The following is a 24,426-nucleotide window of genomic DNA, read 5'->3' on the forward strand; positions in this document are numbered from 1 at the left end:
CTTTTTAAGAATAATCCTTTGTAAGTAAATTTTGTTCTTTTTTAAATTTCAAATTATTCTCCTTACTTGCTTTTCTTCCTTTTAAAAAGAATACAATAAAAAGTATCATTACAATTCCTAAATAGATTGAAAAACCACCAATTTTTGCACTTAAAGTTTCTACTAAATCTTTATATCCAGATAAACTATAAATTGATATAATTCTTAAAGCAAAACCAATGTTTAGTAGATAAAATCCTATTTTAAATAATTTGTTTGTTGCCATTGCTATTTCTACTTTCTGATTAAAAATATCCAACATAAAAATCTTACTATTTTTAAATAAATGTTGAGATACAAAAGTGGTTAAACCAATAGCAATTGGTAAATAAATGATGTACGCAATTAATTCTAATGAAGTGTTCATAATTATTGATTTTAATATTAATTTTAATTTTCCTTAGTCATTATTCCTAAGTTTATTTTTTCTCCTTTTGCAAACGTAATTTCTCTTACTATACCCATGTCTTTCCATAAATAATTACTTCCTTTTAATCTTTTTGTTTGTCTAATTCTTCGTTGAAAAGCGCTGTATTCTTTTTCTGTAGCTTCTCTTTTTATTCCTAATTCTCCATATAATTTTATTGCAGGATATTCAGAAAAACTCATTTTAAATAATGATTTAAACCAAAACCATTTGTTACTATTAACTGCTAAAACACAAATATTTTTATTCATTTTTGAGTTGATATTTAATTTTGACGCAAACTTTTCAAAGTAAAAACCAGTCTGATTATTATTTAAAAATAAAGAACCAATGGGTGTAATTGTTGGTTGATGATTCTCATCAACAGAAGCAATTGAAACATGCATATTTGATCCAAAGGATTTACTAAAATGAATTCTTATTTTTTGCCAGTTTTCTTCTAAATTAATTTTCATTTTGATTGATTTTTAAAATGTTTCTGAATTAAATACACTGTATAAATATTGATAAAATGAAGCGAAGCAATGATCAATAAAATAAAACTTAATCTGCTACTAATTTCAAGAATAACCTCAACAGAATTCTTGATTTCTCTCATTGAATGTAAACTCCAAATTGCCAAACCAAGGTTCAATAAATAGTATGCAATTCTTAGTAATTTATTGATTCCGTTTCCAAAATTAATATCATTAGGAAAGTAACTTAATATGTAAACTTTTCCATTTTTGTAACACCAATTTCCAACGAGAATTACAATTGTACTTGAGAGTAGAATGTATAGTATGTATGTAATTTGGTTCATATTTGTTTTTTTAATGATTCTAAAATAAATGTCCAAAGAAGCGATAGTATAACTGGTATCCCAAATAGTAAAAAGATTATAAGTTCCTCAATATTATTCAATTTAAAATAATCAAGAATGAACCAAATAAAAAAATAAAACACAACTGATAAAATATAAGTGAATAAAAATTTCCTTGTATTCTTATCTATTCTCTTAAAATAAAAAGAGGTTAATAACGATGAAAATACTTGAAAGCAACAAACAGCAAAAGCTATATACATTGAATAAAAAATGTAATTAGAATACATTAATAATATTAACAAAGAGATTATAAACGGAACCATTAAAACTCTGTTTATCCAAGTCATGATTGAAATATTAATTCCCATATTTTTTTATTTTAAAACTTTCAGAAATATTTGAAAGTTTGTTTGCAAATTTTTTACTTTTTAATTATTTTTGTAAAGTTAGATAACAACCAATGTTCATCGGCTTTAATAGCATTATCTAAAATATTATTTACAGTATTTGTTACTGAAGACAAATCAGTAAGCACTTTTTTAAATTGCATTCCATCTTCAGTATTATCATCAACTTTTTGTAAATCTTCTAATACTTTTAAAACAGGCTCAATTTCTCTTTTCTTGCGTTCTTTAGTTATTTGTTTAAACAATTCCCAAATATCTTTATCCGCAACAAAAAATTCTTTTCGCTCTCCTACTACAAATTCTTTACTTACAATTCCCCAATCAATTAAAGCTCTTACATTCATGTTTACATTTCCACGAGAAATCTTTAAAGTCTCCATAATACCTTCTGCAGAAAGTGGTTTTATAGAAACTAATAACAAAGCATGTACTTGTGCCATGGTTTTATTAATACCCCAAGAAGTTGCTAAACTCCCCCAAGTTTGAATGTATTTATTTTTTGCTTCATCTAATTTCATACACCAAATGTACAACAATTTTCTAAACTTTCAATAATTATTGAAATAAAAATAACATAAACAAAAATTCTCACGATTTGTAAGGTATTTTTGTTTATGAATTAATTACATCACTAATAATCTGTAAAGATTCTTTTACAGCATTTTCAGCTACTTGTTGAGCTTTTAACAATTCATCTTCAGAATTTACATCTGTTTTCATGTTTTCTTCTGAGTCTATGGTTTTATTGACTTCTTCTTTTTGGTTTTTGTCTAAATTGTCATCTGAATTACTCATAATTTATGATTTTAGAATTTTATCTCTGTTCATTATTAAGTTCATTTATTAAACCTTGTAATTCTTTAATAGAAGTTGCTGCATTATTATTTTTCATTACCTCTTCCATTAATTTTACAGCTTCTAAAGGGCTTGTTTCTAACATCGCCTTAGCTGCAACAGTGGTAACAGTGTTTTGTAACATAAATAATTGCTGTTGTTGATTAACAACATTCAACATTGCCATTCCTGTAGCCTGTGTTAATATTTGACTTGAGATAGAAGTTAAATTAGAACTCCCATCTTCAAGCAAATTATTAATCTCTTTAATCGAATCAATTACTTGACTATTGACTGTAGAATTTTTAGAAGAATTTCTATTTTCTGCTTCAACATTCATTATTTACCAATTAAAGTTTCTATACATTTAGTGGTTACTGCTTGTGCAACTGCATTAGAATTCTGTTGCTGACTTACTGAGTTTTGCATTGCTATGCCCATTGAATTTGCCATAGATTGGTATAAAGAACCCATTGCCATTGCTGGTGCTTCACTTAATACTTGAACGTTTGATTGTGTAACTGCATCTGTAATTTGACTGTTAACTGCTGTTGGAAATGCCATAATTTTTGTATTTAAATTGATATTTATTTATTTTTTTTACCTAAAATTTTATCGATACTTATTGCTGTTGTTGTTTGTGCAACAGTATTATTGTGTTGTTGATTTGAAACTGCATTTTTAAATGCTAAAGAAATTGCACTAGATGTAGTTTGATATAAAGTACCCAAAGCAACTGCAGATGCATTACTTAAAACTTGTACATTAGATTGTGTTACTGAATCCGTTATTTGATCGTTCTCTGATGTTGGAAATGCCATTTTATTTTATTTTTAATTCTACATTATAAATGTAAAAAACCTATTAACAACTTTATTTATAATTACTCAAAATCAGGTGTTTACACCTACAAAATCAGTAAGTAATACCTACCTAAAAATAAAAATTATTGCTATTTTTTTCATCTTTTACCTAAAATAATCGTCATATAAAAAAAACTACATGACACAGCAATTATTAAGATCAGAATATCATAAACATTTAGAGTTAGGTAAAAAATTAATGAAAATAAAAGACTACAAAACTGCTTTTTATCATTTTGAAAATGCACATATTTTGGGGCAAAAACATTTATGGAAACATACAGTGAGTCATTACTGGATGTTGATTCTTGGTATAAAAACAAAAAATAGTAAGGAAATAGTAGGTCAAATTTTTAGAATTTTAGCTTCACTTCTATTCACATTAATTTGGGTACCTAAAGGAAATACTGGTGGTACAAACATATCATCCATGAAAGAAATTCCTATTAGAAAAGAATTAAAACAATATTTTAGAGAATAATGCATCTTTTTAAACTTTTTTCTGTCTATTAAATGAGCATTAAAAAATAATATCATGAAAAATAAAAAATGTACCTGTAATTGTGATGGTTGTATAACAGGAAGTTGTGCTAATTGTACTTGCGAAAACTGTTCTTGCACAAATTGCAATTGTTAATTCAACTATCTGTTAACCGATAACAGAAATTATTCATAACTTTATAAAGAATAATTTCTGTTTTTATTTCTTTAAAATGACTACAAAACAAGTTTGGACAAAATATTCTGAAGATTTAAAACGATTTATCATCAGCAAAGTAAAAGATACAGTTATTGCTGATGATATTTTGCAGGATACTTTTATTAAAATTCACACAAAACTGCATACTTTAAAGGACCTCAAAAAATTAAAATCTTGGTGTTTTACAATAGCTAGAAATTCAATTTTAGATTATTGGAAATCTACAAACAAGACTTTTGAGATTGCTAATTTTGAAACAGATTCAACTATTGAAGAAAATCTTCACACAGAACAAGATTGCTTAAAAGGAATCTTAATGAACCTGCCAAAAAAATATAGAGATCCTTTATTTTTATCAGATATAAAAGGATTAAAACAGCAAGAGGTTGCTAATCATTTGAAACAATCTTTACCAACGACAAAATCTCAAATTCAAAGAGCAAGAAAGTTAATTGCCCAAGGGTTTATGGATTGCTGTGGATTTGTAATGAACAAAGAAGGGAACTTAGTTGGAGAAATTCAAGAAAAAGAAGATTGTAAGGTTTGCAATTAAACAACTACTTTTTCAGTATTTATAAATAAAAAAATAGCTTAGAAAAGGATTTTATAAGAACCTTTTCTAAGCTATTTAATGAATTTAATTTTTTTAAGCTTTTGATTCTGGTAAATGAACACCTTGTTTTAATAATACAACACCCATTGTTAACAACCAAATAACTTTAATATGGAATACAGGTTTGTAAATTTCATAGTTATCTGGAATGGAAATAATAATACCCATTGCTATAAAACCTAGTATCATCGTAAACCAACCTAACCAAGTACTTAGTATTTTCCATTTAATAAAAGCAGCACCTAAAAGTATTAATCCAACACCAGAGAAAATACGTCCAAAACGTATAAAACAAGTAACATACTGGTTTGTAAATAAAATACTATCAATAAATTCAGCCATTTCAACAGCTGTCATTCCCGCTGTTTGTCCTACACCCCAAGCACCAAAATTATAATAATAGGCATTAGCTATAGCTAAGGTAAAAGTACCAACTACAATCATTCCTATTCCAGGATATACAACTACTCGATAAGGCTTACCTGTAGTTATAGACATCAATGCAAACATTGAAATCCCCATAGCAACCCATCCAAAAATATGAATACGATACATCCAAATCCAGTACCAAACATTTTCACCAATTTTCGTAAAATCTGAAGCCACTATATACTCTCCAATATGATGGGGAGATAACGCCCAACCAAACCAAAGCAATACTGCTGCTAAAATAAAAGCCCAACCAGTAAAACTAGTTTCGAAATCTTTTTTCATTAGTCTCATAAGTTCTTTTGTGTTTTTTATAATTGTGTAATGTTAAAAATATCTTTTCTATTTTTATGTAACATATGTTACAGATAAAAAGAGTTAATCGGCGTAATTTGTTTCGGTATAATATTTAACCAATAATTTTATCATTTTGGAAAGAAGATCCTTTATAAAAAAGACAGTATTAAGTTCATTTACAGCTCTTATAGGTGCAGAAATTGTTTTTGGCTCAAAAATCCAAAATGGTTATACTCCTTTAGCTTTACAAGATCCTGACCCTTATAAGTTATTCAGTAAAAACAAGGACATGGTTATACTAAATGACAAACCTTGGAATATTGAAGCGCAAGCTCATTTACTAGATGATAAGATTACACCTAACTCTTCTATGTTTATTCGAAACAACGGAAGAACTCCTGAAAAAATCAATCCAAAAGATTGGTTACTAACTATTGATGGAGAATCTGTTAAAAGTAAAAAAACATATACTTTAGATGATTTAAAATCTAAATTTCAAAAACATACATATCAATTGACATTAGAATGTGGTGGTAATGGAAGAAGTGAATTTGATCCACCAGCAAAAGGAAACCAATGGACAATTGGAGCTGTGCATTGTGCTTCTTGGACAGGTGTTCGTTTAAGTGATGTTTTAAAAGATGCAGGCATAAAAAGTAATGCTGTTTACATTGGATATCATGCTTTTGACACTCATTTAAGTGGAGACCCTAGCAAAGAACCTATTTCTAGAGGTTGCCCAATGTCTAAAGCATTGCAAGACGAAACTCTTTTAGCTTTTGAAATGAATGGTAAAGACATTCCACTTATTCACGGTTATCCTGTACGTTTAGTTGCAGGTGGCTGGCCAGCATCTGTTTCAGGAAAGTGGATAAATAGAATTAGTATTCGTGATAGAATTCATGATGGTACAAAAATGACAGGTACAGCATACAGAATTCCTTGTAATCCTGTTGCTCCAGGAGAAAAAGTAAAAGATGAAGACATGTGCATTATAGAATCAATGCCTGTAAAATCTTTAATTACATATCCAAAAACTGGTGCGACTATAAAAGAAGGAAAATCTTTAAATATTAGAGGTCATGCTTGGGCTGGAGAACTTGAAGTTAGTAAAATGGAATATTCAATTGATTTTGGTACTACTTGGACAACTTGTCCTATAGAAAAACCATCGAATCGTCTTGCATGGCAACATTTTTCAGCTAAAATAGATTTTCCAAAAAAAGGGTATTACGAAGTTTGGGCAAGAGCTACAGACACAAATAATACTGCACAACCAATGCTTTTACCTGGTTGGAATCCTAAAGGTTATTTAAATAATGCGTGTCATAGAATTGCTGTAAAAGTTATCTAATGAGTAATGATAAAGAGTTTGAAAAGAAAATAAAAAAAGCTGAAAAAACTGCTTATCTAGCCTTGTTTTTTTCACTTATAGCTTCTATTTTGCTTCTTTTTGCAGTATATAATCCTTCACTTTCAATTTTTGGAAGTCAAAAATCAGATGCTATTTATAGCGAAGTAATTGAAGATGAAGATAAAATTGAAAACGGAATTCACCTTAGAACGGGTCTAATTGAGGCAGAAGGTTTAATGACGGTTGTAAATAATTGTACCAATTGTCATTCAGCAAAACTGGTAACTCAAAATAGAATGAATGCTGAACGTTGGAACACAACCATAAAATGGATGCAAGAAACTCAAAACCTTTGGGATTTGGGCGAAAATCAAGAAATTATAGTAAATTATTTAGTTACAAATTACCCTGCAATTGCCAAAGGCAGGCGTATGAATTTAAAAGATATAGATTGGTACACTTTAAAAAATTAAAAAAAAATAAAAAAATGGGAAAATATTTAGATGCATTTATAAATGCTTTTACTGGAACTGTAGATTGGACATGGAAATCTATCATATTTGAAGTGCCTTGGTACACAAATTATTTTTGGGGACTAATTGTAATTTCTCTCTTTGTTTGGGGGTTAGAAATAGCCTTTCCTTGGAGAAAAAATCAATCAATTTTTAGACGCGATTTTTGGTTAGATGCATTTTATATGTTTTTTAACTTCTTCGTTTTCTCTATTGTAATTAGTGGTTTTTACGAGGTTTTAGGTTTACTTTTTGGTGAATTTAATATCACAGCAAAAAGTTTAACTCTTTTTGACATTTCTCATTGGGCACCTTGGCTACAACTATTAGTATTCTTTATTATTCTTGACTTTGTTCAATGGTTTACACATGTATTATTGCATAAATATTCTTTCTTGTGGAAATTCCATAAAGTACATCACAGTGTAAAAGAAATGGGTTTTGCTGCACATTTAAGATATCATTGGATGGAAAATGTTATTTACAAACCTCTAAAAACCTTTGGAGTAATGATTCTTGGTGGTTTTGAACCAGAACAAGCTTATATTGTTCACTTTATTGCCATTACTATTGGTCACTTTAATCATTCTAACATTAAAATTACTTGGGGAATATTTAGATACATTATCAACAATCCTGTAATGCACATCTATCATCATGCCTATGTTTTACCAGAAGGAAGATATGGTATGAATTATGGAATTAGTTTAAGTCTTTGGGATTATATTTTTAAAACAGATTACATCCCTGAAGATAGTGGAACTGTAGAAATTGGTTTTAAAGGTGATGATAAATTTCCAAAAGATTTTATACATCAAAATCTCTATGGATTTAAAAAAGGACAGAAATAAAAAAAAGGCTCATACAAATGTATGAGTTTTTTTTTTGTAAATGTTCATTTTTTTTAATTATATTACATGAAATCTAAATTCCAATAAAATGGCAGCACTTAAAAAAGAAGATATCAGTCAAGAAGTTTTTGATTTATATGATGATTATGCACATAACAAAATAACAAGAAAAGAGTTTCTACAAAAACTATCATTATATGCAGTTGGCGCTATTACACTGCCTGCTTTGTTGAGTTTTATTTCTCCCAATTATGTCGATTCTATTTTAGTAAAATCAGATGACCCAAGATTAAAGTCAGAAACTATTCATTATGAATCACCAAAAGGTGGAAAAAAAATGACAGGATTATTTTCGATCCCAAAAGATTCAGAAACAAAACTACCTGGAATTTTAGTGGTTCATGAAAATCGTGGATTAAATCCATATATAAAAGATGTGGGTAGAAGAGCAGCTTTAGAAGGTTTTGTAACCTTGGCTCCAGATGCACTTTCTCCTTTAGGAGGTTACCCTGGTAACGATGATAAAGGTAGAGCAATGCAAAAAACTAGGGACAGAAATGAAATGTTAGAAGATTTTATTGCTGGCTATAATTACTTAAAAAATCATAAAGATTGTAATGGAAAAGTGGGCGTTGTAGGTTTTTGTTTTGGTGGATGGATTTCTAATATGATGGCTGTAAAATTACCAGATTTAGGTGCTGCAGTTCCTTATTACGGAAGACAACCTTCTGATGAACAAGCTGCTAAAATTAAAGCTCCTTTATTACTACAATATGGAGAGCTAGACAAAAGAGTAAATGCAGGTTGGCCAGCTTTTGAAAAAGTACTAAAAGCAAATAACATTGAACATGAAGCACATTTTTACCCAAATGTAAATCATGGTTTCCACAACAATACAACGCCAAGGTATGACGAAGCTGCTGCAGATTTATCTTGGGAAAGAACCATTGCATTTTTCAACAAACATTTAAAATAACATATCCTTCATTAAAAACGATTTAAGAAACTTTTTAAAATGATCATTCTAAGATTAGAATGATCATTTTATGTTTTATATTATTTACTTTTATCTTTTTAAAATTATAAAGTGAAAAAGAAACCTCTTATCAGCAAAGAATTAGAAAACTTTTACAACAAAGCATCAGAAGAAACCAGACTAGAAAAAGGAATGGGGATTTTTGAATTTGAACGTATTAAAGATTTAATTAAACAACATATTTCTAAGCCAAATTCAACTATTATAGATATTGGTGGTGGAACAGGAAAATATAGTGAATGGTTGGCAAAAGAAAATCATGCAGTTCATTTAATTGAGCCTGTTTTAAAGCACATTAAACTAGCTGAAAAACGAGCTAAAAAACTAAAAAAACCTTTTTCTGTTGCCATTGGTGAGGCAAAAAGGCTACCATTTAAAGACAATACTGCAGACTTGGTAATTTTACACGGGCCATTATATCATTTACAAAAAAGAGAAGATAGAGTTGCTGCAATTATTGAGGCAAAAAGAGTACTTAAAAAGGATGGAATTATTTTAGGCTTCGCAATTAACGCAACTGCATCTACTGTTGTTGGTTTAATGAATGGAATGATTCATGCTAACTCATTTTTTGACATGTGTAAGAAAGAACTTACTACAGGAATTCATGATGCTCCAAAGGATTTTCCTTTTTTATTAGCGGATGCTTTTTACCACAAACCAAAAGAATTAAAGTCTGAGTTTTTAGATCAAAACCTCAACTTTATAAATCTGTTTGCTGTAGAAGGAATGATTTGGTTAGACAACGAATATTTTGCGAATATGTTAGATAAAAAGAAATCGAAAACTTTAAAATCACTACAAATTCTTACTCAAAATGATGAGTATTTATTACCTTTTAGTCCACATATGATGATTGCAGTTAAAAAATAGTTTTGTTATTTTTTAAACTCAAAAACTGATTAAATATAAAGTAGGTGGAAAAGAAGGAAGAAAATTGGATTATTTGTCAGAAATGCAAAGGTCAGGGAAAAAAAAGAAAAAGTCTTCCTAAAAAAGCACGACTTAACTATCAAACTGAATTAGACTTTTTTCAAAAAAATAATTTTAAAGGAACTGCTCCAATTCGTCCTAAAGGCAAACTACAAACATGTTCTAATTGTAAAGGTTCTGGTTTAGTTCATTCTAACATTCAACCTGTTGTAAATAAAGAAAAATATCCACATGTTGCCATTATTGGAGGAGGAATTGGAGGAGTTGCACTTGCAGTAGCTTGTTTACATCGCCAAATTCCTTTTACTCTTTATGAACGAGATAACAATTTTGAAGCTCGCTCTCAAGGTTATGGACTCACTTTACAACAAGCAAGTAAAGCCATTACAGGTTTAGGTATTACTTCTTTAGAAAAAGGAATAACTTCAACCAGACATGTTGTTCATAATTCCGAAGGAAAAATTATTGGAGAATGGGGAATTAGAAAATGGGGACGTTCAGAAAAAAAAGCATCTCCAAAGCGTAAAAACATCCACATTGCAAGACAATCTTTACGTTTAGCGCTTCTTGAACAATTAGGTGGACATAATAAAGTGAAATGGGGACATCAATTGTTAAGTTTTAACGAAAATGAAGACAAAGACGTACAGCTAACATTTAAAGTAAAAAATGAAATAAAAAATATAAATACAGACTTAGTGGTTGGAGCTGATGGAATTAGAAGTACTGTTAGAAAAATTTTAATTGGCGAACAAACTTCACCTCTACATTATTTAGATTGTATTGTTATTTTAGGTATCTGTCCTTTAAAACATTTAAAAAATATTGAGAGTCCTTTATTAGATTCAAAAACCGTATTTCAAACAGCAAATGGCAATGAACGTATTTATATGATGCCTTTTGACCCAGACACTATTATGTGGCAACTTAGTTTTCCTATATCAGAAAAAAAAGCAAAAGAATTAAATAAATTAGGCCCAAAAGCATTAAAGAAAGAAGCTATAAAGAGAACGCAATGGCACAGTCCCATTCCTGAAATTGTTGCAGCTACTCAAGAAAGTGAAATTTCAGGTTATCCTGTGTATGATAGAGAATTACTCAAACCTGAATTGTTAAAAAAAGGATTAAGTGTTACATTAATTGGAGATGCCGCTCACCCAATGAGTCCATTTAAAGGACAAGGTGCAAATCAAGCATTACTTGATGCATTATCACTTGCTAGAGAAATATCAAAAGGATGTAGCTCAATTTCTAAATGGAAAGAAATTGGTATAAGAAAAAGTGTTCTTAATAAATTTGAATCAAATATGATAGAACGAAGTGCTTCTAAAGTAAAAAGTTCTGCAGAGGCTGCTCAATTATTACATACCGAAATTGTACTTAAAGAAGGAAATGGTCCTAGAGGGAAATATAGAAATGAAGATTAAAATATTTCACAAATAGTTTATCTCATTTTCTTTTTCATTGGGGAATTTTACTCATTATTCCAGCGTTTAATTCAAAGGAAACGAGAATATCAAAAGTTTTACTAGTTTCTTGTACAAACATGTTGGTTACTTAAAAACACTATAACACTTCTTTTCTTCTCACTTTAATCTTCATTGCTCCATCAATAGGTTTATCTGAAACCAAGATTAAATATCCTGCTCCTCCAGCTCCTGCTAATTTCCATGCAAGTGCTTTTGTTTTATACTTTTCTATTTCTTTAAGAATTCTGTCATTTACCATTGCAGGAAACATTTTTACCTGAGCATTAAATGATTTCAGAAATCCTTCAGAAAATTTATCTAAATCTTTATTCTGTATTGCTTCCCAAACTTCTTCAGAAGCATTTGCTAAAGATTTTACATTTTCTTCATTAATATAAGTTTCACTTAACAAATCTAAACCTTGTTCTCTAGGCCATAAAAGTACCATTTGAATATGATCTTCTAACCAACCAAGTATAGATTCGTCATGTTCAGATTCAAATTTTGTAGGCCAATAACCATCACTATAATAATGTCTTACAAGACCTGGCATACAAATACCTATTGCATCTTGAGCTCCTGAAACCATGGTAGAACCTGGTGTATTTTCAAATTTAAAAAGTATTTCTGCTAATTTTTCTGGTTTATCTAAAGGCAAATAATGAGGCCATATTTTTTTTGCAGCATTTCTTGTTGAAGTAGACATTCCACAACGTTCATTATACTCAATAATAGGTTCTAATGACAATGTAATTGCCCATCCTGGATGATATTTAGAAACATAAGGTTGATCTACCCAAGTACCTCCAAGATCTATTCTATATGGTAAAGAACAATTTCCTCCTGTTCTAATGGCCGTCGTTGATCTTTCAGGAAGTCCTGCATCAGGAATTCTTTTCAAGTTTTTTAACTCAATATTTAATTCGCTACATAATTCTTCTTTAGCTGGAGAAAAACCATCTTCATTTACAATAAAATAATCTGGTTTTAATTCTATTAGATCTTCTTTAAAATCTAACATTCCAGAACCAGAATTTACAAAAGCATTTTTTACATATTTAATTGCATTGATCATATAAATTCTTTCTTGTTCAGAATTTATAGTTTGCCGTCCTTTTAACTCAGAAACAGTTTGATCAGAACCAATACCTACATATAAATCTCCATAAGTAGAAGCTTCTTTAAAAAACGCAATATGCCCACTATGTAACATATCAAAACAACCTGATACAAATACTTTCTTTTTCATTTATTTATAAATATTTTGGTATATTTAATTCAATTCTAACAACAAAAATACTTCATTTATTTTAGACCTCCAATTTCGTCAATTGTTAGTAGGTAAAGACTTTAAAGAAGTAATACCTTCTAAAGTATTCTTTTTTTTACTTGTTTGCTCATTTCTAATGAACTAATTTTCAGTGAAATTAGAAAAATTATTATAAAACATTACAATTATCTATATTTTTCATGTCACTTTTTATCATTCTATGTGTCCAATAGATAACATAAATTAAAATATAATCATGAAAAAAACACAATTCCTATTAACTTTAATATTCTTTTTTAAAGGTCAAAATCTTCTAGAGTTTGCTGATCGGTTTAAAACGGATGAAGATTGCAAGAAATACTTGGCTGATATTAAATGGAAAGATGGATATCAATGTGTTAAATGTGGTCATAAAAAGGCTCAAATAAGAAAAGATTTTTCACGTACTTGCAATATTTGTTCTCATCAAGAGTCATCTACCTCAAACACACTTTTTCACAAGGTAAAGTTTGGTGTTAGAAAAACTGCCTTGAAAGACTTTAAAATAAAATGGGAGCTAAATATTCTTATGCCATTATAAATTGAGAGAATGACTGGGATAAACTCACTGTGTTCTTTAGTTTTCCTATTGAAATAAGAAGCATTATTTATACCACTAATCTAATTGAAAATCTAAATAGAAAAATAAACTCTCTTTTCCAACAGATGATGCAGTAATGAAATCTGTCTATTTAACAGTGAGAGAAAGTACTAAAAAACGGAAAATGCCAATTAGAAATTGGAGAATCATTCTAGACCAATTTTTAGCTATATTTGAAAACAGGATTAAACTATAAATAATTTAACCCTGAATTTTTAAACTTACACAGTTTTTAGGATAGTGTCTAAGCGACAGCTATTTCATGTTAATAATTGTTTGGATCAATTAAATTATAACTATTTGTAATTGAACCAGTTCTTACACAACTACCTACGTTGTCAAGATATAGAATTCTCACTTCATCATCCGTGTAGTTACTTGTGTCGTAGCAATACATACCCATTTTGATTCCTACAACTGATGTTTCTGCATCATCATTGCTATCAAAGTTTCCAAAACCAAGATTAATACTCTTTTTATTTAATTCAACAACATCATCAATCATTACTGTAATCGTTCCATGATTGGTTCCTGAAAGTACAGCTCTAATCTTAAATGCTAAATTTGTATTAGTCGCTATATTACTTTTAACCAGTACTTCGGTAGCAGTTACACAAGCACTACGATAACTTAAGTAAAGGTCATCGTTTTTTAAGCTAAGGTGGGCTGTCCAATTACTACATCCATCTGTGTTCCAGTTGTATAATTGCCAGATGATGGTGTTTTTATTAAGTAAGTTATTACTTTGTCCCGAAGGAATAAAGAGGTGAAAACCAGTATAAATAGCACTATTGTCATGAACATTCAACTTAATTTCATGCCCTCTCTCTCTACGTGTACCATCGTATTCAGATTCTTTCCAAGTAAGCTTAAGTCTTTTACCTCCAAAATAGCCATTTTGAAAACTCATCCCTTCTCCATAAATTGCAGAGCCTGTATAGCCTTGGTCTTCAGCAAATGTTGACCCAAGACTATTATTATCAAAATCATGTACAGCTAATGTAGATGTATTGACGGTTCTAGATGCATAAGTATTTGTAATTTCTTCTTTTAAAGAACTTGCAATTTCTTCCTCAGGTAAACTTGTAATTCCTTCCTCCATACAACTTGATGTAAGTAGTAAAACTGTTGAAAAGAAGATTCCTTTTAAAAGGATCGTAATTTTGGTGTTGAAAATTTTCATTGTTTATTTATTTAGGGTTAATTTCATTATTTACAAGAAACAATATTAACACCAATATGTTATTTTTAATATAAACTATAGATCTTTATTAATAAAACATAGACCACATTAACAATAAAATACTTTTTAATTTAAAAATATGATAAATACAATTTTTTTAGACACTTTAACATTGTGTTTTTAGGGTTTTGAAATTAATAGGTATGAACGAAGCTTTTAATTTGATCACCAATAGAGTCCTAAACGTTTAAAAAGAGAAAGGGAAATTTGTTACATTAAGATTACCTTTGTGATACACCACAAAAAACATCTTTCTCAGATACTAAATCTATATGTAAAAATTGATTTACATATATGGCTCGATAATCTATTTAAAAAGTTTCACAATAAATTATTTGGGAAAATTTTTGGTGATAAAAAACTATATTAGTAAAGACTTGTTCGAAAAGTTATTTGTAGATGGAATTCACCTTATAACTAAAGTTCGTAAAAACATGAAAAACAAAGCAATGGATTATATAGATAAGGTAATTCTTAGAAAAAGAGCAATTATTGAATCTATATATAATGTACTCAAAAATACTTATCAAATATAATCTCTAGACTTATAGCTTATTTTTTTTACCTAAAAAACCATCTATCAAAATACCTAATCTATTGCCAAATATTGGTCTCGCTAAGGTAGAACTCAGATTCAAAATATCATCTTCTTCTTTTTTTACTAGAAGTTCTAGTAGCCTTTTTCTTTCTCTTATTAAAAGGAACAGGAACAGCATCATCAAAAGTATTCTTAGTTTCTTTTGCTTGCTTGTTCTTTTTCCAAGAATTATTTTCTGGCAATAATTTTTGTAATAAATCTTGTCTTCCAACTTTGTTTAGCGTGTTTTTAATCCAGTCTTTATTTTCTTTTTTATACCAAAAGAAAAACTTATGTTGGTCCTCACGTTCCTTTTTAGTTTTAGGAGTTTTAGTTGGTTTTAATGTATAAGGATGATATCCTGAATAATAAATTACAGTAGCAACCGTCATTGGCGTTGGTGTAAAACCTTGTACTTGTTCTAACTGAAACCCCATATCTTTAGTTTCTGCAGCTAAGTTTGCCATATCCTCTACCTCACTTGCTGGATGACTAGAAATAAAATACGGAATCAATTGAAGATTCAATCTTTTCTTAACATTTATCTTATCAAAGCGTTTTTTAAATAAGTGAAAATATTTAAAAGACGGTTTACGCATCAACTTTAAAACAGGATCAGAAGTATGTTCTGGCGCAACTTTTAGTCGACCAGAAACGTGTTTTGTCATTACTTCTTCTGTATACGCATCCAATTCTTTTGGATCTGCATTTTTATTGAATTCAGGCACCAACATATCATGTCTAATTCCACTTCCAATAAACGATTTTTTAATCTTCGGATGTTTATCAACTGCTTGATATAATTCCGTTAAAGGTTTGTGAGAAGTATCTAAATTAGAACAAATTACTGGCGAAATACAACTAGGCGCAACACATTTATCACAGATAGATTGTACTTTCCCTTTCATTTGATACATATTTGCAGAAGGCCCTCCAATATCTGACAAATAGCCTTTAAAATCTGGCATATTTGCCACTTTATCTATTTCTTTTAAAACAGATTCTTGACTACGACTCGCAATAAACTTTCCTTGATGAGCAGAAATCGTACAAAAACTACATCCACCAAAACAACCTCTATGAATGTTGATCGAAAATTTTATCATTTCAAACGCAGGTATTGGTCCACGTTTGTCATATTTTGGGTGTGGTAAACGCGTAAAAGGCAAATCGAAAGAACCATCAATTTCCTTTTCAGTCATTGTTGGGTAAGGCGGATTTATCACCAACGTCTTTCCTTCAACTTCTTGTAAAATTCTTCTCGCTTTTAACTTATTAGATTCTTGTTCTATCGTTTTAAAATTAGAAGCAAAAGTTTTTTTATCTTTTAGACAAGCTGCATGAGAATTAATAGTTACATCTTCCCAATCATTTACAACAGGTAATTTATCTTTTTTCTCATCAATAAAAACAGCTGTCTGTTTAATGTTTTTTAAGCTAGAAAACGGAACACCTTTCTGCAATAACTCTACAATTTCACGTAAGGGTTGTTCTCCCATTCCATACACCAACATATCTGCATTAGACGTTTCTAAAATAGAAGGCAATAACTTGTCAGACCAATAATCATAATGCGTTACACGTCTTAAAGAAGCTTCAATTCCGCCAATTAAAACAGGAACATCTGGAAACTTCTCTTTTAATATTTTCGAATACACAGAAGTTGCGTAATCGGGTCTAAAACCTTTATCACCATTTGGCGTATAAGCATCTTTATCTCTTCTACGTTTACTTGCAGTATAATTAGAAACCATAGGATCCATACAACCACCAGTAACCGCAAAAAACAAACGCGGTTTTCCTAATTTTTCAAAATCTTGTAAATTATCATTCACACTTGGTTGTGGCACAATTGCCACTCGCAAACCATAACTTTCTAGAATTCTACCAATTACAGCTGGTCCAAAAGACGGATGATCTACATAAGCGTCTCCACTAAATAAAATTACATCCAATTCTTCCCAACCACGGATCTTAACTTCCTTATTTGTAGTTGGTAACCAATCTGTTAACTGATGTTTCTTCGTGCCTTCCATATTTTGCAAAAATACATCAATTTTAATAGAATAAAACACTTTTTTTTAGAAGCTATTTCCTGCTTTCCACTATATCTTTTTAATTTTATTCTCGATACAAATTTGTTCATTCTTCACAAATTCACTCGAACTGACAATTAAAAAGGATGCCGTTTCAATCAGGGCTAGACTTGTTTGCTAGCTTCTTGTATAATAAAAGAAAGCTTTTCAACAAACAAACAAACAAACAAACAAACAAACAAACTGTGTACCTCTGTGACTTTACAAGAAAAAAAACTCAAAACTCATCATCAAAAGGATTGTTAAAAGGCAAATCATCGTCAATGTCATAATCGTCATAATTAACACCAGGAGGATTAAAAAGTCCCCATCTGTCAATAATATAATTCCATTCATCAAACGTTTTTACCCATTCTGCGAATAAAATTCGAAACTCTTCTACCTCATTTCTAATCAATTCTAAATAATCCAATTCTTTAAATCCACACATTTTTAAACCAGAAGTTGTTGCCAAAATAATTCGTGCTTCTTTCCTAATAATTGCAGCATTTTGCATTTTAATGTCATACAAGGTGTTTTCCTTATATGCACCCACAATTTTTGCAGGAATAATTAAAGCACTTTCATTCAATTGATTCTTATAGTCAACTAATATGTTGTTTTCAAAATCTTCTTTGTCTACATTTTCTTCTATCAACAAAGAAACTTTCTGTATCAACACATAAATCTCTTCTGCTTTTTTAAAAAGCGGAAAACTATATAATTTTTCATCCATAATTACTCAACAATTAAATGCGGAACATCATCAACATTCCAATCAATTACTAAACCACCGGCTAAAGATTTTGCAATTTCTTTTCCGTATAAAAATTCACATAAATACAAAGCTGCTTCAAAAGATTTTGCACCACCAGCAGAAGTAATATATTTTCCATCATGGACAAACAAAACATCTTTTCTAATATCTAAATCTGGAAACGTTTCTCTCATTTTATCAATATCACTTGGAAAAGTTGTAGAAACCTTGTCTTTTAAAACTCCTGCTTTTGCTAGTACAAATGCGCCATCGCAATGAGATGTTACATAAGTAGCTTCTTTATCAACTTGTTTTACAAAGTTAATCATCGCTTTATCTTCTAAATCTGTATCTAAATGATGTTCTGCAGATGGAACTACCAAAATATCAATTTTTGGTAAAGAATCTTTTAGATAATTATAATCTGGTAGAATTCTCATTCCTTCGAAAGTTGTTATTGGTTTGTCTGTATTTGCAACCGTAAAAACATTCATTGCTTTTATATTTTTTCTAAAAATGGTGTGCTGAAAAATATCAAAAGGAGCTGTTAACTCTGTATTAAAAGTTCCGTCCATAATTAAAAAAGCAACATTGTATCTGTCTTTTTCTAATTTAGGAAATGTTTTCTGTTGTGGAACTTCTTTTATAATTTCTGTATTCTTTTTTACAGGTTTAGAATTACAACTTACTAAGGTAATTAATAACAATACTAAAAATGTTCTTTTCATTTTTCTATCTTTTTAATAAAGTTTAAATGTATTTAAAATGATTATAACAACCCGTTTTTAAAAAATCTTTTTAATTTTTGGTTTTATAAATGACTTTTGCAAACAAGTTTAGCCCTGATTGAAACGGCATCCTTTTTTGATGAAAGAAAAAAGATATAGTGGAAAGCAGGAAATAGCTTCAAAAAAATCATTTTAACAGTAGTAGTTTTAGTAACTCTTTTTTGTTTTGTAGATTTAGCCTCATCTAAAACCAATCTTCAATGAAAAAATATTTTATTCTTTCAATTTTCGTTTTCCTAATTTTTACTTCTTGCAAAACATCAACAGAAAAAAAGCAACAAAAAGAAACTTTTGTAGAGAAAAACTACACAAAACAAGAGGTTGACATTACAATGCGAGATGGCACAAAACTACACACAACTATTTATTCTCCTAAAGATAAAAGCAAAACATATCCTATTTTAATGCAGCGAACGCCTTATAGTTCTAGACCTTATGGCGAAGGTAAAATGAAAACCAAAATTGGCCCCAATATTCATTTAATGAAAGAAGGAAATATTGTGGTGTACCAAGATGTTCGTGGTCGTTGGATGAGTGAAGGTGTTTATGACAATATGCGTGCTTACATTCCTAATAAAAAAGTAGACCAATCTGATGAAGTTTCTGATACGTATGACACCATAGATTGGTTGGTGAAAAATGTTGAAAATAACAATGGAAATGTTGGTACTTGGGGAATTTCATATCCTGGACATTATGCAACCGTTTCTGCAATTGACGCACATCCTGCTTTAAAAGCGGCTTCTCCACAAGCGTGTATTGGGGATTTTTTCTTTGATGATTTTCATCATAATGGCGCATTTTTATTAAGTTATTTTAGAGCAATTTCTTTATTCGGAACTTACAAAGACACACCAACAGATTCTGCATGGTATTCTTTTCCTAAAATGAATTCTCAAGATCAGTACCAATTTTTCTTAGACAAAGGTCCTTTAAAAAACTTGAATGAATATTTTCAATATGACAAATTAGATGTAAAAACTACAGAAAACAAAGACAGAATTGATGATTTTTTCTGGAAAGAAATTGTTGAGCACCCAAATTATGATTCTATCTGGAAAAGCAAAGGAATTATACAGCATATGAACAAAGTTCCATCTACAGTAGCAACTATGATTGTGGGTGGTTGGTTTGATGCAGAAGATTTATACGGACCTTTAGAAACGTATAAAGGAATAGAAAAACATGGAAAAAACAATTACAATACGCTTGTTTTTGGACCTTGGGATCATGGAAAATGGGCAAGAAACAATGTAAAAAATACGGTTGGAAATTATTATTTTGGAGATTCTATTTCGTTGAAATTTCAAAAAAATATTGAAACAAAGTTCTTTAATCACTTCTTAAAAGGAAAAGGTGATAAAAACTCTGGTTTGCCAGAAGCCTATGTTTTTGATTCTGGAAAAAAAGAATGGAAATCTTATGATTCTTGGCCTCCTAAAAATGTTGTAAAAGAGAATTGGTTTTTGAACAGAAATCAAGGTTTAGCAAAAAAGCATGATGGAAAATTAACACGTGAAATTAATTTTATTAGTGATATTAAAAGACCTGTCCCTTATTCTGAAGATATTAAAACGGTTTTTACACCAAGAAAATACATGACAGATGATCAGCGTTTTGCTGCAAGAAGACCCGATGTTTTGGTTTTTGAAACTGATATTTTAACGGAAAATCTTACACTAGCTGGAGATATTTTAGCAAAATTAAAAGTAGCAACTACTGGTTCTGCTGCAGATTGGATTGTAAAAGTAATTGATGTACATCCTTCTGACACAAAAGAAAATAACGATAAATTACAAGATCATTTAAAAATGAGTAATTATCATTTAATGGTAAGAAGTGAAGTTTTACGTGGACGTTTTAGAAATAGTTTTGAAAAACCAGAACCTTTTACTCCAAATAAAAAAACAGCTGTAAATATTAAGTTACAAGATGTTTTTCACACTTTTAAAAAAGGACATAAAGTTCAAATTCAAGTTCAAAGCACTTGGTTTCCTTTAATCGATTTAAATCCTCAAACTTATGTAGACAACATTTACAAAGCAGAAGAAAAAGATTTTAAAACGCAAACTCATACAGTTTTTACAGATTCTAGTATTGAATTTTCTGTATTGAAATAGTTTATATTCGTAAATGTTAAACTTCTAAAAAAAGTAAATGACCTGTAAAAATTGTAATACTCCATTAGAAAAAAATGCGCTATTTTGTGATAATTGTGGTGCAAAAGTTGTTACAAGTAGAATTACATTTAAACTTCTTACAACAGACTTATTTGTTAATGTTTTTGGAATAGACAGTAAATTTTTCTTAACCTTAAGAAAAATGTTAACTCACCCACAAGAGGTGATTAACGAATATATAACGGGTGTAAGGAAACGTTATGTCAATCCGTTTGCATTTTTAGCTATAGCTGCCGCAATTTCTTTATTAATATTTAATTATTTTGCTGATGATTTTATAAGAATTCAATCGAATGTAAATTCTCAACAACTAGAGAAATTTAAAGAAGCTGCAAATAAAGACATTAATAGCTTATCAAATATCTCTGATAAAGAACTTAAAAAGTTGAAATCAGAAAAAAAAGTTGCTCAATTTCAGTTAAAACTAGTAGATAATATGCAGCAGTTTATGCTTCGTTATTATAACTTATTAACTTTTGTTTTTCTATTTATTTACGCCATATTGAGTAAGTGGACTTATTGGAAACCTCATAATTTTGGTGAACATATTGTTATTAATGCTTATACATATGGTTTTGCAACATACTTTACAACTATAGCTTTTTTAATTGCAATGATTATCCATCCTTCAATTTATGTATATAGTATGTTTATTTACATCATTTACTATCTTTACGTTTTTGGAAAACTATACAAACAAGGGTTTGGAAAAGGAATATTAAAACTATTAAGGTTTATACTTGGTTTACTAATTTTTACAGCCATAACGATACCTATAATTGCTCTAATAGGTTTTCTAATTGGAATATTTGGTTTTATTTAAATTAACCTTTTCTTTCTTTAAAACTCTTGAGAGATATATCAATATTAAAACTCCTAAAAGTGCAAAAGCTGTTACTACATACCATGTAGTTTCAAAACCAAATTCAGCCACCATTTGCATACCAACATTATGACTAAAAATATGTGATAATGAAAATGAAATACCATACAAAGCCATATATTCTCCTTGATTTCCTTTTTTAGCTCTTTCTATTGCAAAGGCATTCGAAAACGGAAAAGCAATCATTTCTCCTATTGACATCAATAATATTCCAATAATTAAAATACCAACCCAACCTGTTAAGTTTAAAATAACAATACTTAAAGCTACCAAAAACAGCCCAAAAGCAATTAGTTTTACGTGCGATTTTTGAATTTCTTCTAACCATTTTATCAAAGGCATTTCTAATAAGAAAATAAAAAAGCCACTCAATCCCATTAGCAAACCTATCTCAAATTCTGATAAAAAGTGATCCTCTTTATAATACAAAGGCATGGTAGAAAAATATTGCATAAATACAAATCCGAAGATAAACATGGCTATAAAGAAAACCCAGAAAGCTTTGTCTTCATAAACAGACGAAGGATTTTCTACTTTTACTTCATCTAGTACTTTTACTTTCTTCGGATGTAAAACTTTTAATAATAAAATAGCTGCTAATACACATGTAATTCCATCTGTCCAAAATAAACCTTCATAACCAATTCCTGTAATTATTAAACCTCCAATTGCTGGTCCTGCAGAAAACCCCAAATTAATTGCCAAACGAATTAAAGTTACAGAACGTGTTTTATTTTCTGGTTTACTATAAGCACTTAACGCAACAAACATTGCTGGTCTAAAAGAATCTGCAACCAACATTACAGCAAAAATACCTAAACAAAATTGATTAAAAGTTGTTGCATACTGCAACAAAACAAACAAAATTCCTGTTAAAATTAAACTCACTAACATTACTTTGTAATAGCCAATAATGTCTGTTAATTTCCCTCCAATCCAAGTTCCTACAACAGAACCCAATCCAAAGAAAGACATAATCCAACCAACATCTGTTAGAGAAAAATCTAAACTTTCTGTAAGATACAATGACAGAAACGGAATTACCATGGTTCCTGATCTATTGATAAAAGTGATGAGTGATAGCCACCAAACTTCTATAGAAAGTCCTCTAAAAGTGTTTATGTAATTGTTATATAATTTTTTCATGGTTTGGTTGTTCTTTAAAAATAAAAAAGTCCGACGGTGAAGTCGGACTTTTTTAATTGCTTGATTTTATATTGATATCATCAAAACATATATACAGACCGATTTCTTCGTGATTTGCACGATAACTTGGTAATATATGTAATGACTTTCCTCATTTTGTTTTCTTAATTATGGGTTAAAACTACATAAAATATTTGAATATTGTATTTTTGAGAAGTAAATATTTATAAATATGAATTTCAAGAAAAGAATTTTATACGCTGTTTTAATTTTATTGATGCTATACATTGCCAATATTTTTATTTCAACTGGTTTTTTCAGAACCATAGAAAATAGTTTTGAAGGTCATATTTTAAAAGAAATAAACTTACCTGGCGCAGAAGATATTACAATAAGTCAAATTGATAGTTTTGCAATTGTTTCTTCTACAGCTAGAAATAAGTTTCCAAACACAAAACAAGAAATTGGCGGCTTGTATTTTATCGATTTAAAAGATAAAACATACAAACCAACTCTTCTTACTAAAAACTTTAACAAATCTTTTGCTCCACATGGAATCTCTATCTACAAGAAAGATAACATGTATACAATTGCAGCGATAAACCACACTAAAGAAGGTGAATTTATCGAAATATTTCAAATGAAAAACAAGAAATTAATCCATTTAAAAACATTAAAAAACGATTTTATATATAGTCCAAACGATATTGTTTTGTTAGATGAAAATCGATTTTATTTTACAAACGATCATAAATACAAAAAAGGGATTCAACGTTTAGCAGAAGATTATTTAGGTTTGGCAATTGCCAAAGTTATTTATTTTGATGGAAAAAATTACACACAAGTTGCAGATGGAATTGCATACGCCAATGGAATTAATTTTGATGCAAAAAGAAATTTGCTTTTTGTGGCTTCACCAAGAAAATTCTTGATTAAAGTCTATCAAAAAAACAAAGACAACTCTTTAACTTTTATTGAAGATATTGATTGTAAAACTGGTGTAGATAATATTGAATTTGATACAGAAGGAAATTTATGGATTGGCGCTCATCCTAATTTAATGTACTTTGCTTCTTATGCTAAAGGTGATAAAGAAATCTCTCCATCAGAAATTATTAAAATAAATTACAAAGGAAAAGGTGATTATACAATTAAACAAATTTATATGGAAGATGGAACAAGAATGTCTGCTTCTACAGTTGCTGCAACTTTTAATAATCTTATTTTTACAGGAAACGTGATGGATGATAAATTTCTAATTCTTGAAAAAACATCAAACTAATTTTATACATTCGTAA

The 24,426-nt window shown here is 29.4% G+C and carries 27 protein-coding genes and 2 pseudogenes; 14 read left to right on the top strand and 15 right to left on the bottom strand.

The features are described 5' to 3' along the window. Positions 1 to 4: 4 nt before the first annotated feature. The 8 genes from PHEL85_RS14565 to PHEL85_RS14605 form a co-directional block, all read right to left on the bottom strand. The gene (locus tag PHEL85_RS14565; protein WP_036826845.1) at positions 5 to 406 is read right to left on the bottom strand and encodes a hypothetical protein; all 402 of its coding nucleotides are present in this window, start codon (positions 404 to 406) and stop codon (positions 5 to 7) included. A gap of 23 nt (positions 407 to 429) precedes the next feature. Beyond that, a complete protein-coding gene (locus PHEL85_RS14570) occupies positions 430 to 921 on the bottom strand; it encodes a hypothetical protein (RefSeq protein ID WP_052108598.1) in 492 nt (163 codons plus the stop codon). After that, complete coding sequence (locus PHEL85_RS14575; protein ID WP_052108599.1) at positions 918 to 1,268, bottom strand: hypothetical protein; 351 nt, start codon at positions 1,266 to 1,268, stop codon at positions 918 to 920. Before PHEL85_RS14575 ends, PHEL85_RS14570 begins: the two co-directional genes overlap by 4 nt. A gap of 424 nt (positions 1,269 to 1,692) precedes the next feature. Continuing rightward, a complete protein-coding gene (locus tag PHEL85_RS14585) occupies positions 1,693 to 2,196 on the bottom strand; it encodes a GbsR/MarR family transcriptional regulator (protein WP_036826850.1) in 504 nt (167 codons plus the stop codon). Between the two features lie 94 nt (positions 2,197 to 2,290). Next, a complete protein-coding gene (locus PHEL85_RS14590) occupies positions 2,291 to 2,473 on the bottom strand; it encodes a hypothetical protein (protein WP_036826853.1) in 183 nt (60 codons plus the stop codon). A 19-nt stretch (positions 2,474 to 2,492) separates the two neighbouring features. Continuing rightward, a complete protein-coding gene (locus tag PHEL85_RS14595; protein WP_036826856.1) occupies positions 2,493 to 2,852 on the bottom strand; it encodes a RebB family R body protein in 360 nt (119 codons plus the stop codon). Continuing rightward, positions 2,852 to 3,076 (bottom strand): RebB family R body protein, encoded by a 225-nt coding sequence (locus PHEL85_RS14600; RefSeq protein ID WP_081965160.1) that lies wholly within the window; start codon positions 3,074 to 3,076, stop codon positions 2,852 to 2,854. Before PHEL85_RS14600 ends, PHEL85_RS14595 begins: the two co-directional genes overlap by 1 nt. Positions 3,077 to 3,099: 23 nt before the next feature. Then, positions 3,100 to 3,333, bottom strand: coding sequence for a RebB family R body protein (locus PHEL85_RS14605; RefSeq protein ID WP_052108600.1), 234 nt, complete (start codon positions 3,331 to 3,333; stop codon positions 3,100 to 3,102). A gap of 181 nt (positions 3,334 to 3,514) precedes the next feature. On the opposite strand from PHEL85_RS14605, the gene PHEL85_RS14610 reads away from it, so the two are divergent. Together PHEL85_RS14610 and PHEL85_RS14615 are read left to right on the top strand one after the other, a co-directional pair. Further along, entirely contained in the window at positions 3,515 to 3,856 is a 342-nt protein-coding gene (locus tag PHEL85_RS14610; protein WP_036826859.1) for a DUF3703 domain-containing protein, read from the top strand. A 232-nt stretch (positions 3,857 to 4,088) separates the two neighbouring features. Next, positions 4,089 to 4,628: a sigma-70 family RNA polymerase sigma factor gene (locus PHEL85_RS14615; RefSeq protein ID WP_036826862.1), complete on the top strand. Its 540-nt coding sequence runs from the start codon at positions 4,089 to 4,091 to the stop codon at positions 4,626 to 4,628. Positions 4,629 to 4,721: 93 nt separating this feature from the next. On the opposite strand, the gene PHEL85_RS14620 is transcribed toward PHEL85_RS14615, so the two are convergent. Next, complete coding sequence (locus PHEL85_RS14620) at positions 4,722 to 5,402, bottom strand: hypothetical protein (protein ID WP_036827911.1); 681 nt, start codon at positions 5,400 to 5,402, stop codon at positions 4,722 to 4,724. A 145-nt stretch (positions 5,403 to 5,547) separates the two neighbouring features. Here PHEL85_RS14620 and PHEL85_RS14625 point away from each other — a divergent pair, with 145 nt between their 5' ends. From PHEL85_RS14625 to PHEL85_RS14650, 6 genes are all read left to right on the top strand, one after another. Continuing rightward, positions 5,548 to 6,768, top strand: coding sequence for a sulfite oxidase (locus PHEL85_RS14625; protein WP_036826864.1), 1,221 nt, complete (start codon positions 5,548 to 5,550; stop codon positions 6,766 to 6,768). Next, complete coding sequence (locus PHEL85_RS14630; RefSeq protein ID WP_036826867.1) at positions 6,768 to 7,241, top strand: hypothetical protein; 474 nt, start codon at positions 6,768 to 6,770, stop codon at positions 7,239 to 7,241. Before PHEL85_RS14625 ends, PHEL85_RS14630 begins: the two co-directional genes overlap by 1 nt. Positions 7,242 to 7,255: 14 nt before the next feature. Beyond that, positions 7,256 to 8,131 (top strand): sterol desaturase family protein, encoded by an 876-nt coding sequence (locus tag PHEL85_RS14635; protein ID WP_036827914.1) that lies wholly within the window; start codon positions 7,256 to 7,258, stop codon positions 8,129 to 8,131. 88 nt (positions 8,132 to 8,219) lie between these two features. Further along, the gene (locus PHEL85_RS14640; protein ID WP_036826870.1) at positions 8,220 to 9,107 is read left to right on the top strand and encodes a dienelactone hydrolase family protein; all 888 of its coding nucleotides are present in this window, start codon (positions 8,220 to 8,222) and stop codon (positions 9,105 to 9,107) included. A gap of 111 nt (positions 9,108 to 9,218) precedes the next feature. After that, positions 9,219 to 10,040, top strand: a complete 822-nt coding sequence (locus tag PHEL85_RS14645) for a class I SAM-dependent methyltransferase (RefSeq protein ID WP_036826872.1) — start codon at positions 9,219 to 9,221, stop codon at positions 10,038 to 10,040. A 44-nt stretch (positions 10,041 to 10,084) separates the two neighbouring features. Further along, entirely contained in the window at positions 10,085 to 11,527 is a 1,443-nt protein-coding gene (locus tag PHEL85_RS14650) for an FAD-dependent oxidoreductase (RefSeq protein WP_036826874.1), read from the top strand. A 139-nt stretch (positions 11,528 to 11,666) separates the two neighbouring features. Here the strand turns inward: PHEL85_RS14650 and PHEL85_RS14655 are convergent, their stop codons facing one another. Continuing rightward, positions 11,667 to 12,818 carry an adenylyltransferase/cytidyltransferase family protein gene (locus PHEL85_RS14655; RefSeq protein ID WP_036826877.1) on the bottom strand — a complete coding sequence of 384 codons (1,152 nt, stop codon included), beginning with the start codon at positions 12,816 to 12,818 and terminating at the stop codon, positions 11,667 to 11,669. Positions 12,819 to 13,125: 307 nt separating this feature from the next. On the opposite strand from PHEL85_RS14655, the pseudogene PHEL85_RS14660 reads away from it, so the two are divergent. Continuing rightward, positions 13,126 to 13,362 (top strand): annotated as a pseudogene (locus PHEL85_RS14660) (transposase); the annotation flags it as partial. Next, a pseudogene (locus PHEL85_RS18355) lies at positions 13,360 to 13,675 on the top strand (transposase); the annotation flags it as partial. The pseudogenes PHEL85_RS14660 and PHEL85_RS18355, both read left to right, overlap by 3 nt. Positions 13,676 to 13,744: 69 nt before the next feature. Here PHEL85_RS18355 and PHEL85_RS14665 read toward each other — a convergent pair. After that, positions 13,745 to 14,662: a hypothetical protein gene (locus PHEL85_RS14665; protein WP_156109256.1), complete on the bottom strand. Its 918-nt coding sequence runs from the start codon at positions 14,660 to 14,662 to the stop codon at positions 13,745 to 13,747. A 395-nt stretch (positions 14,663 to 15,057) separates the two neighbouring features. On the opposite strand from PHEL85_RS14665, the gene PHEL85_RS14670 reads away from it, so the two are divergent. Then, positions 15,058 to 15,258 (top strand): transposase, encoded by a 201-nt coding sequence (locus PHEL85_RS14670; protein WP_036826882.1) that lies wholly within the window; start codon positions 15,058 to 15,060, stop codon positions 15,256 to 15,258. A gap of 106 nt (positions 15,259 to 15,364) precedes the next feature. On the opposite strand, the gene PHEL85_RS14675 is transcribed toward PHEL85_RS14670, so the two are convergent. The 3 genes from PHEL85_RS14675 to PHEL85_RS14685 all read right to left on the bottom strand — a co-directional run bounded on the left by PHEL85_RS14675 (position 15,365) and on the right by PHEL85_RS14685 (position 18,859). Beyond that, a complete protein-coding gene (locus tag PHEL85_RS14675) occupies positions 15,365 to 17,335 on the bottom strand; it encodes a YgiQ family radical SAM protein (RefSeq protein WP_036826885.1) in 1,971 nt (656 codons plus the stop codon). Between the two features lie 277 nt (positions 17,336 to 17,612). Beyond that, on the bottom strand, positions 17,613 to 18,110 hold the full coding sequence (locus PHEL85_RS14680; RefSeq protein ID WP_036826888.1) for a hypothetical protein: 498 nt from the start codon (positions 18,108 to 18,110) through the stop codon (positions 17,613 to 17,615). A gap of 2 nt (positions 18,111 to 18,112) precedes the next feature. After that, positions 18,113 to 18,859 carry a DJ-1/PfpI family protein gene (locus PHEL85_RS14685; protein ID WP_036826891.1) on the bottom strand — a complete coding sequence of 249 codons (747 nt, stop codon included), beginning with the start codon at positions 18,857 to 18,859 and terminating at the stop codon, positions 18,113 to 18,115. Positions 18,860 to 19,119: 260 nt separating this feature from the next. Here PHEL85_RS14685 and PHEL85_RS14690 point away from each other — a divergent pair, with 260 nt between their 5' ends. Beyond that, positions 19,120 to 21,039: a CocE/NonD family hydrolase gene (locus PHEL85_RS14690; RefSeq protein WP_036826894.1), complete on the top strand. Its 1,920-nt coding sequence runs from the start codon at positions 19,120 to 19,122 to the stop codon at positions 21,037 to 21,039. Positions 21,040 to 21,076: 37 nt separating this feature from the next. Further along, complete coding sequence (locus PHEL85_RS17450) at positions 21,077 to 21,922, top strand: DUF3667 domain-containing protein (RefSeq protein ID WP_052108601.1); 846 nt, start codon at positions 21,077 to 21,079, stop codon at positions 21,920 to 21,922. Here PHEL85_RS17450 and PHEL85_RS14700 read toward each other — a convergent pair. After that, positions 21,896 to 23,128: an MFS transporter gene (locus PHEL85_RS14700; protein WP_036826897.1), complete on the bottom strand. Its 1,233-nt coding sequence runs from the start codon at positions 23,126 to 23,128 to the stop codon at positions 21,896 to 21,898. The two genes, PHEL85_RS17450 and PHEL85_RS14700, sit on opposite strands and share 27 nt — an antisense overlap. A gap of 232 nt (positions 23,129 to 23,360) precedes the next feature. Between PHEL85_RS14700 and PHEL85_RS14705 the strand changes: the two genes are divergently transcribed. Then, positions 23,361 to 24,410 (top strand): SMP-30/gluconolactonase/LRE family protein, encoded by a 1,050-nt coding sequence (locus tag PHEL85_RS14705; protein ID WP_036826903.1) that lies wholly within the window; start codon positions 23,361 to 23,363, stop codon positions 24,408 to 24,410. Positions 24,411 to 24,426: the final 16 nt, after the last annotated feature.

Origin of the sequence: Polaribacter sp. Hel1_85 (assembly GCF_000766795.1) — a bacterium.
GTDB lineage: Bacteria > Bacteroidota > Bacteroidia > Flavobacteriales > Flavobacteriaceae > Polaribacter.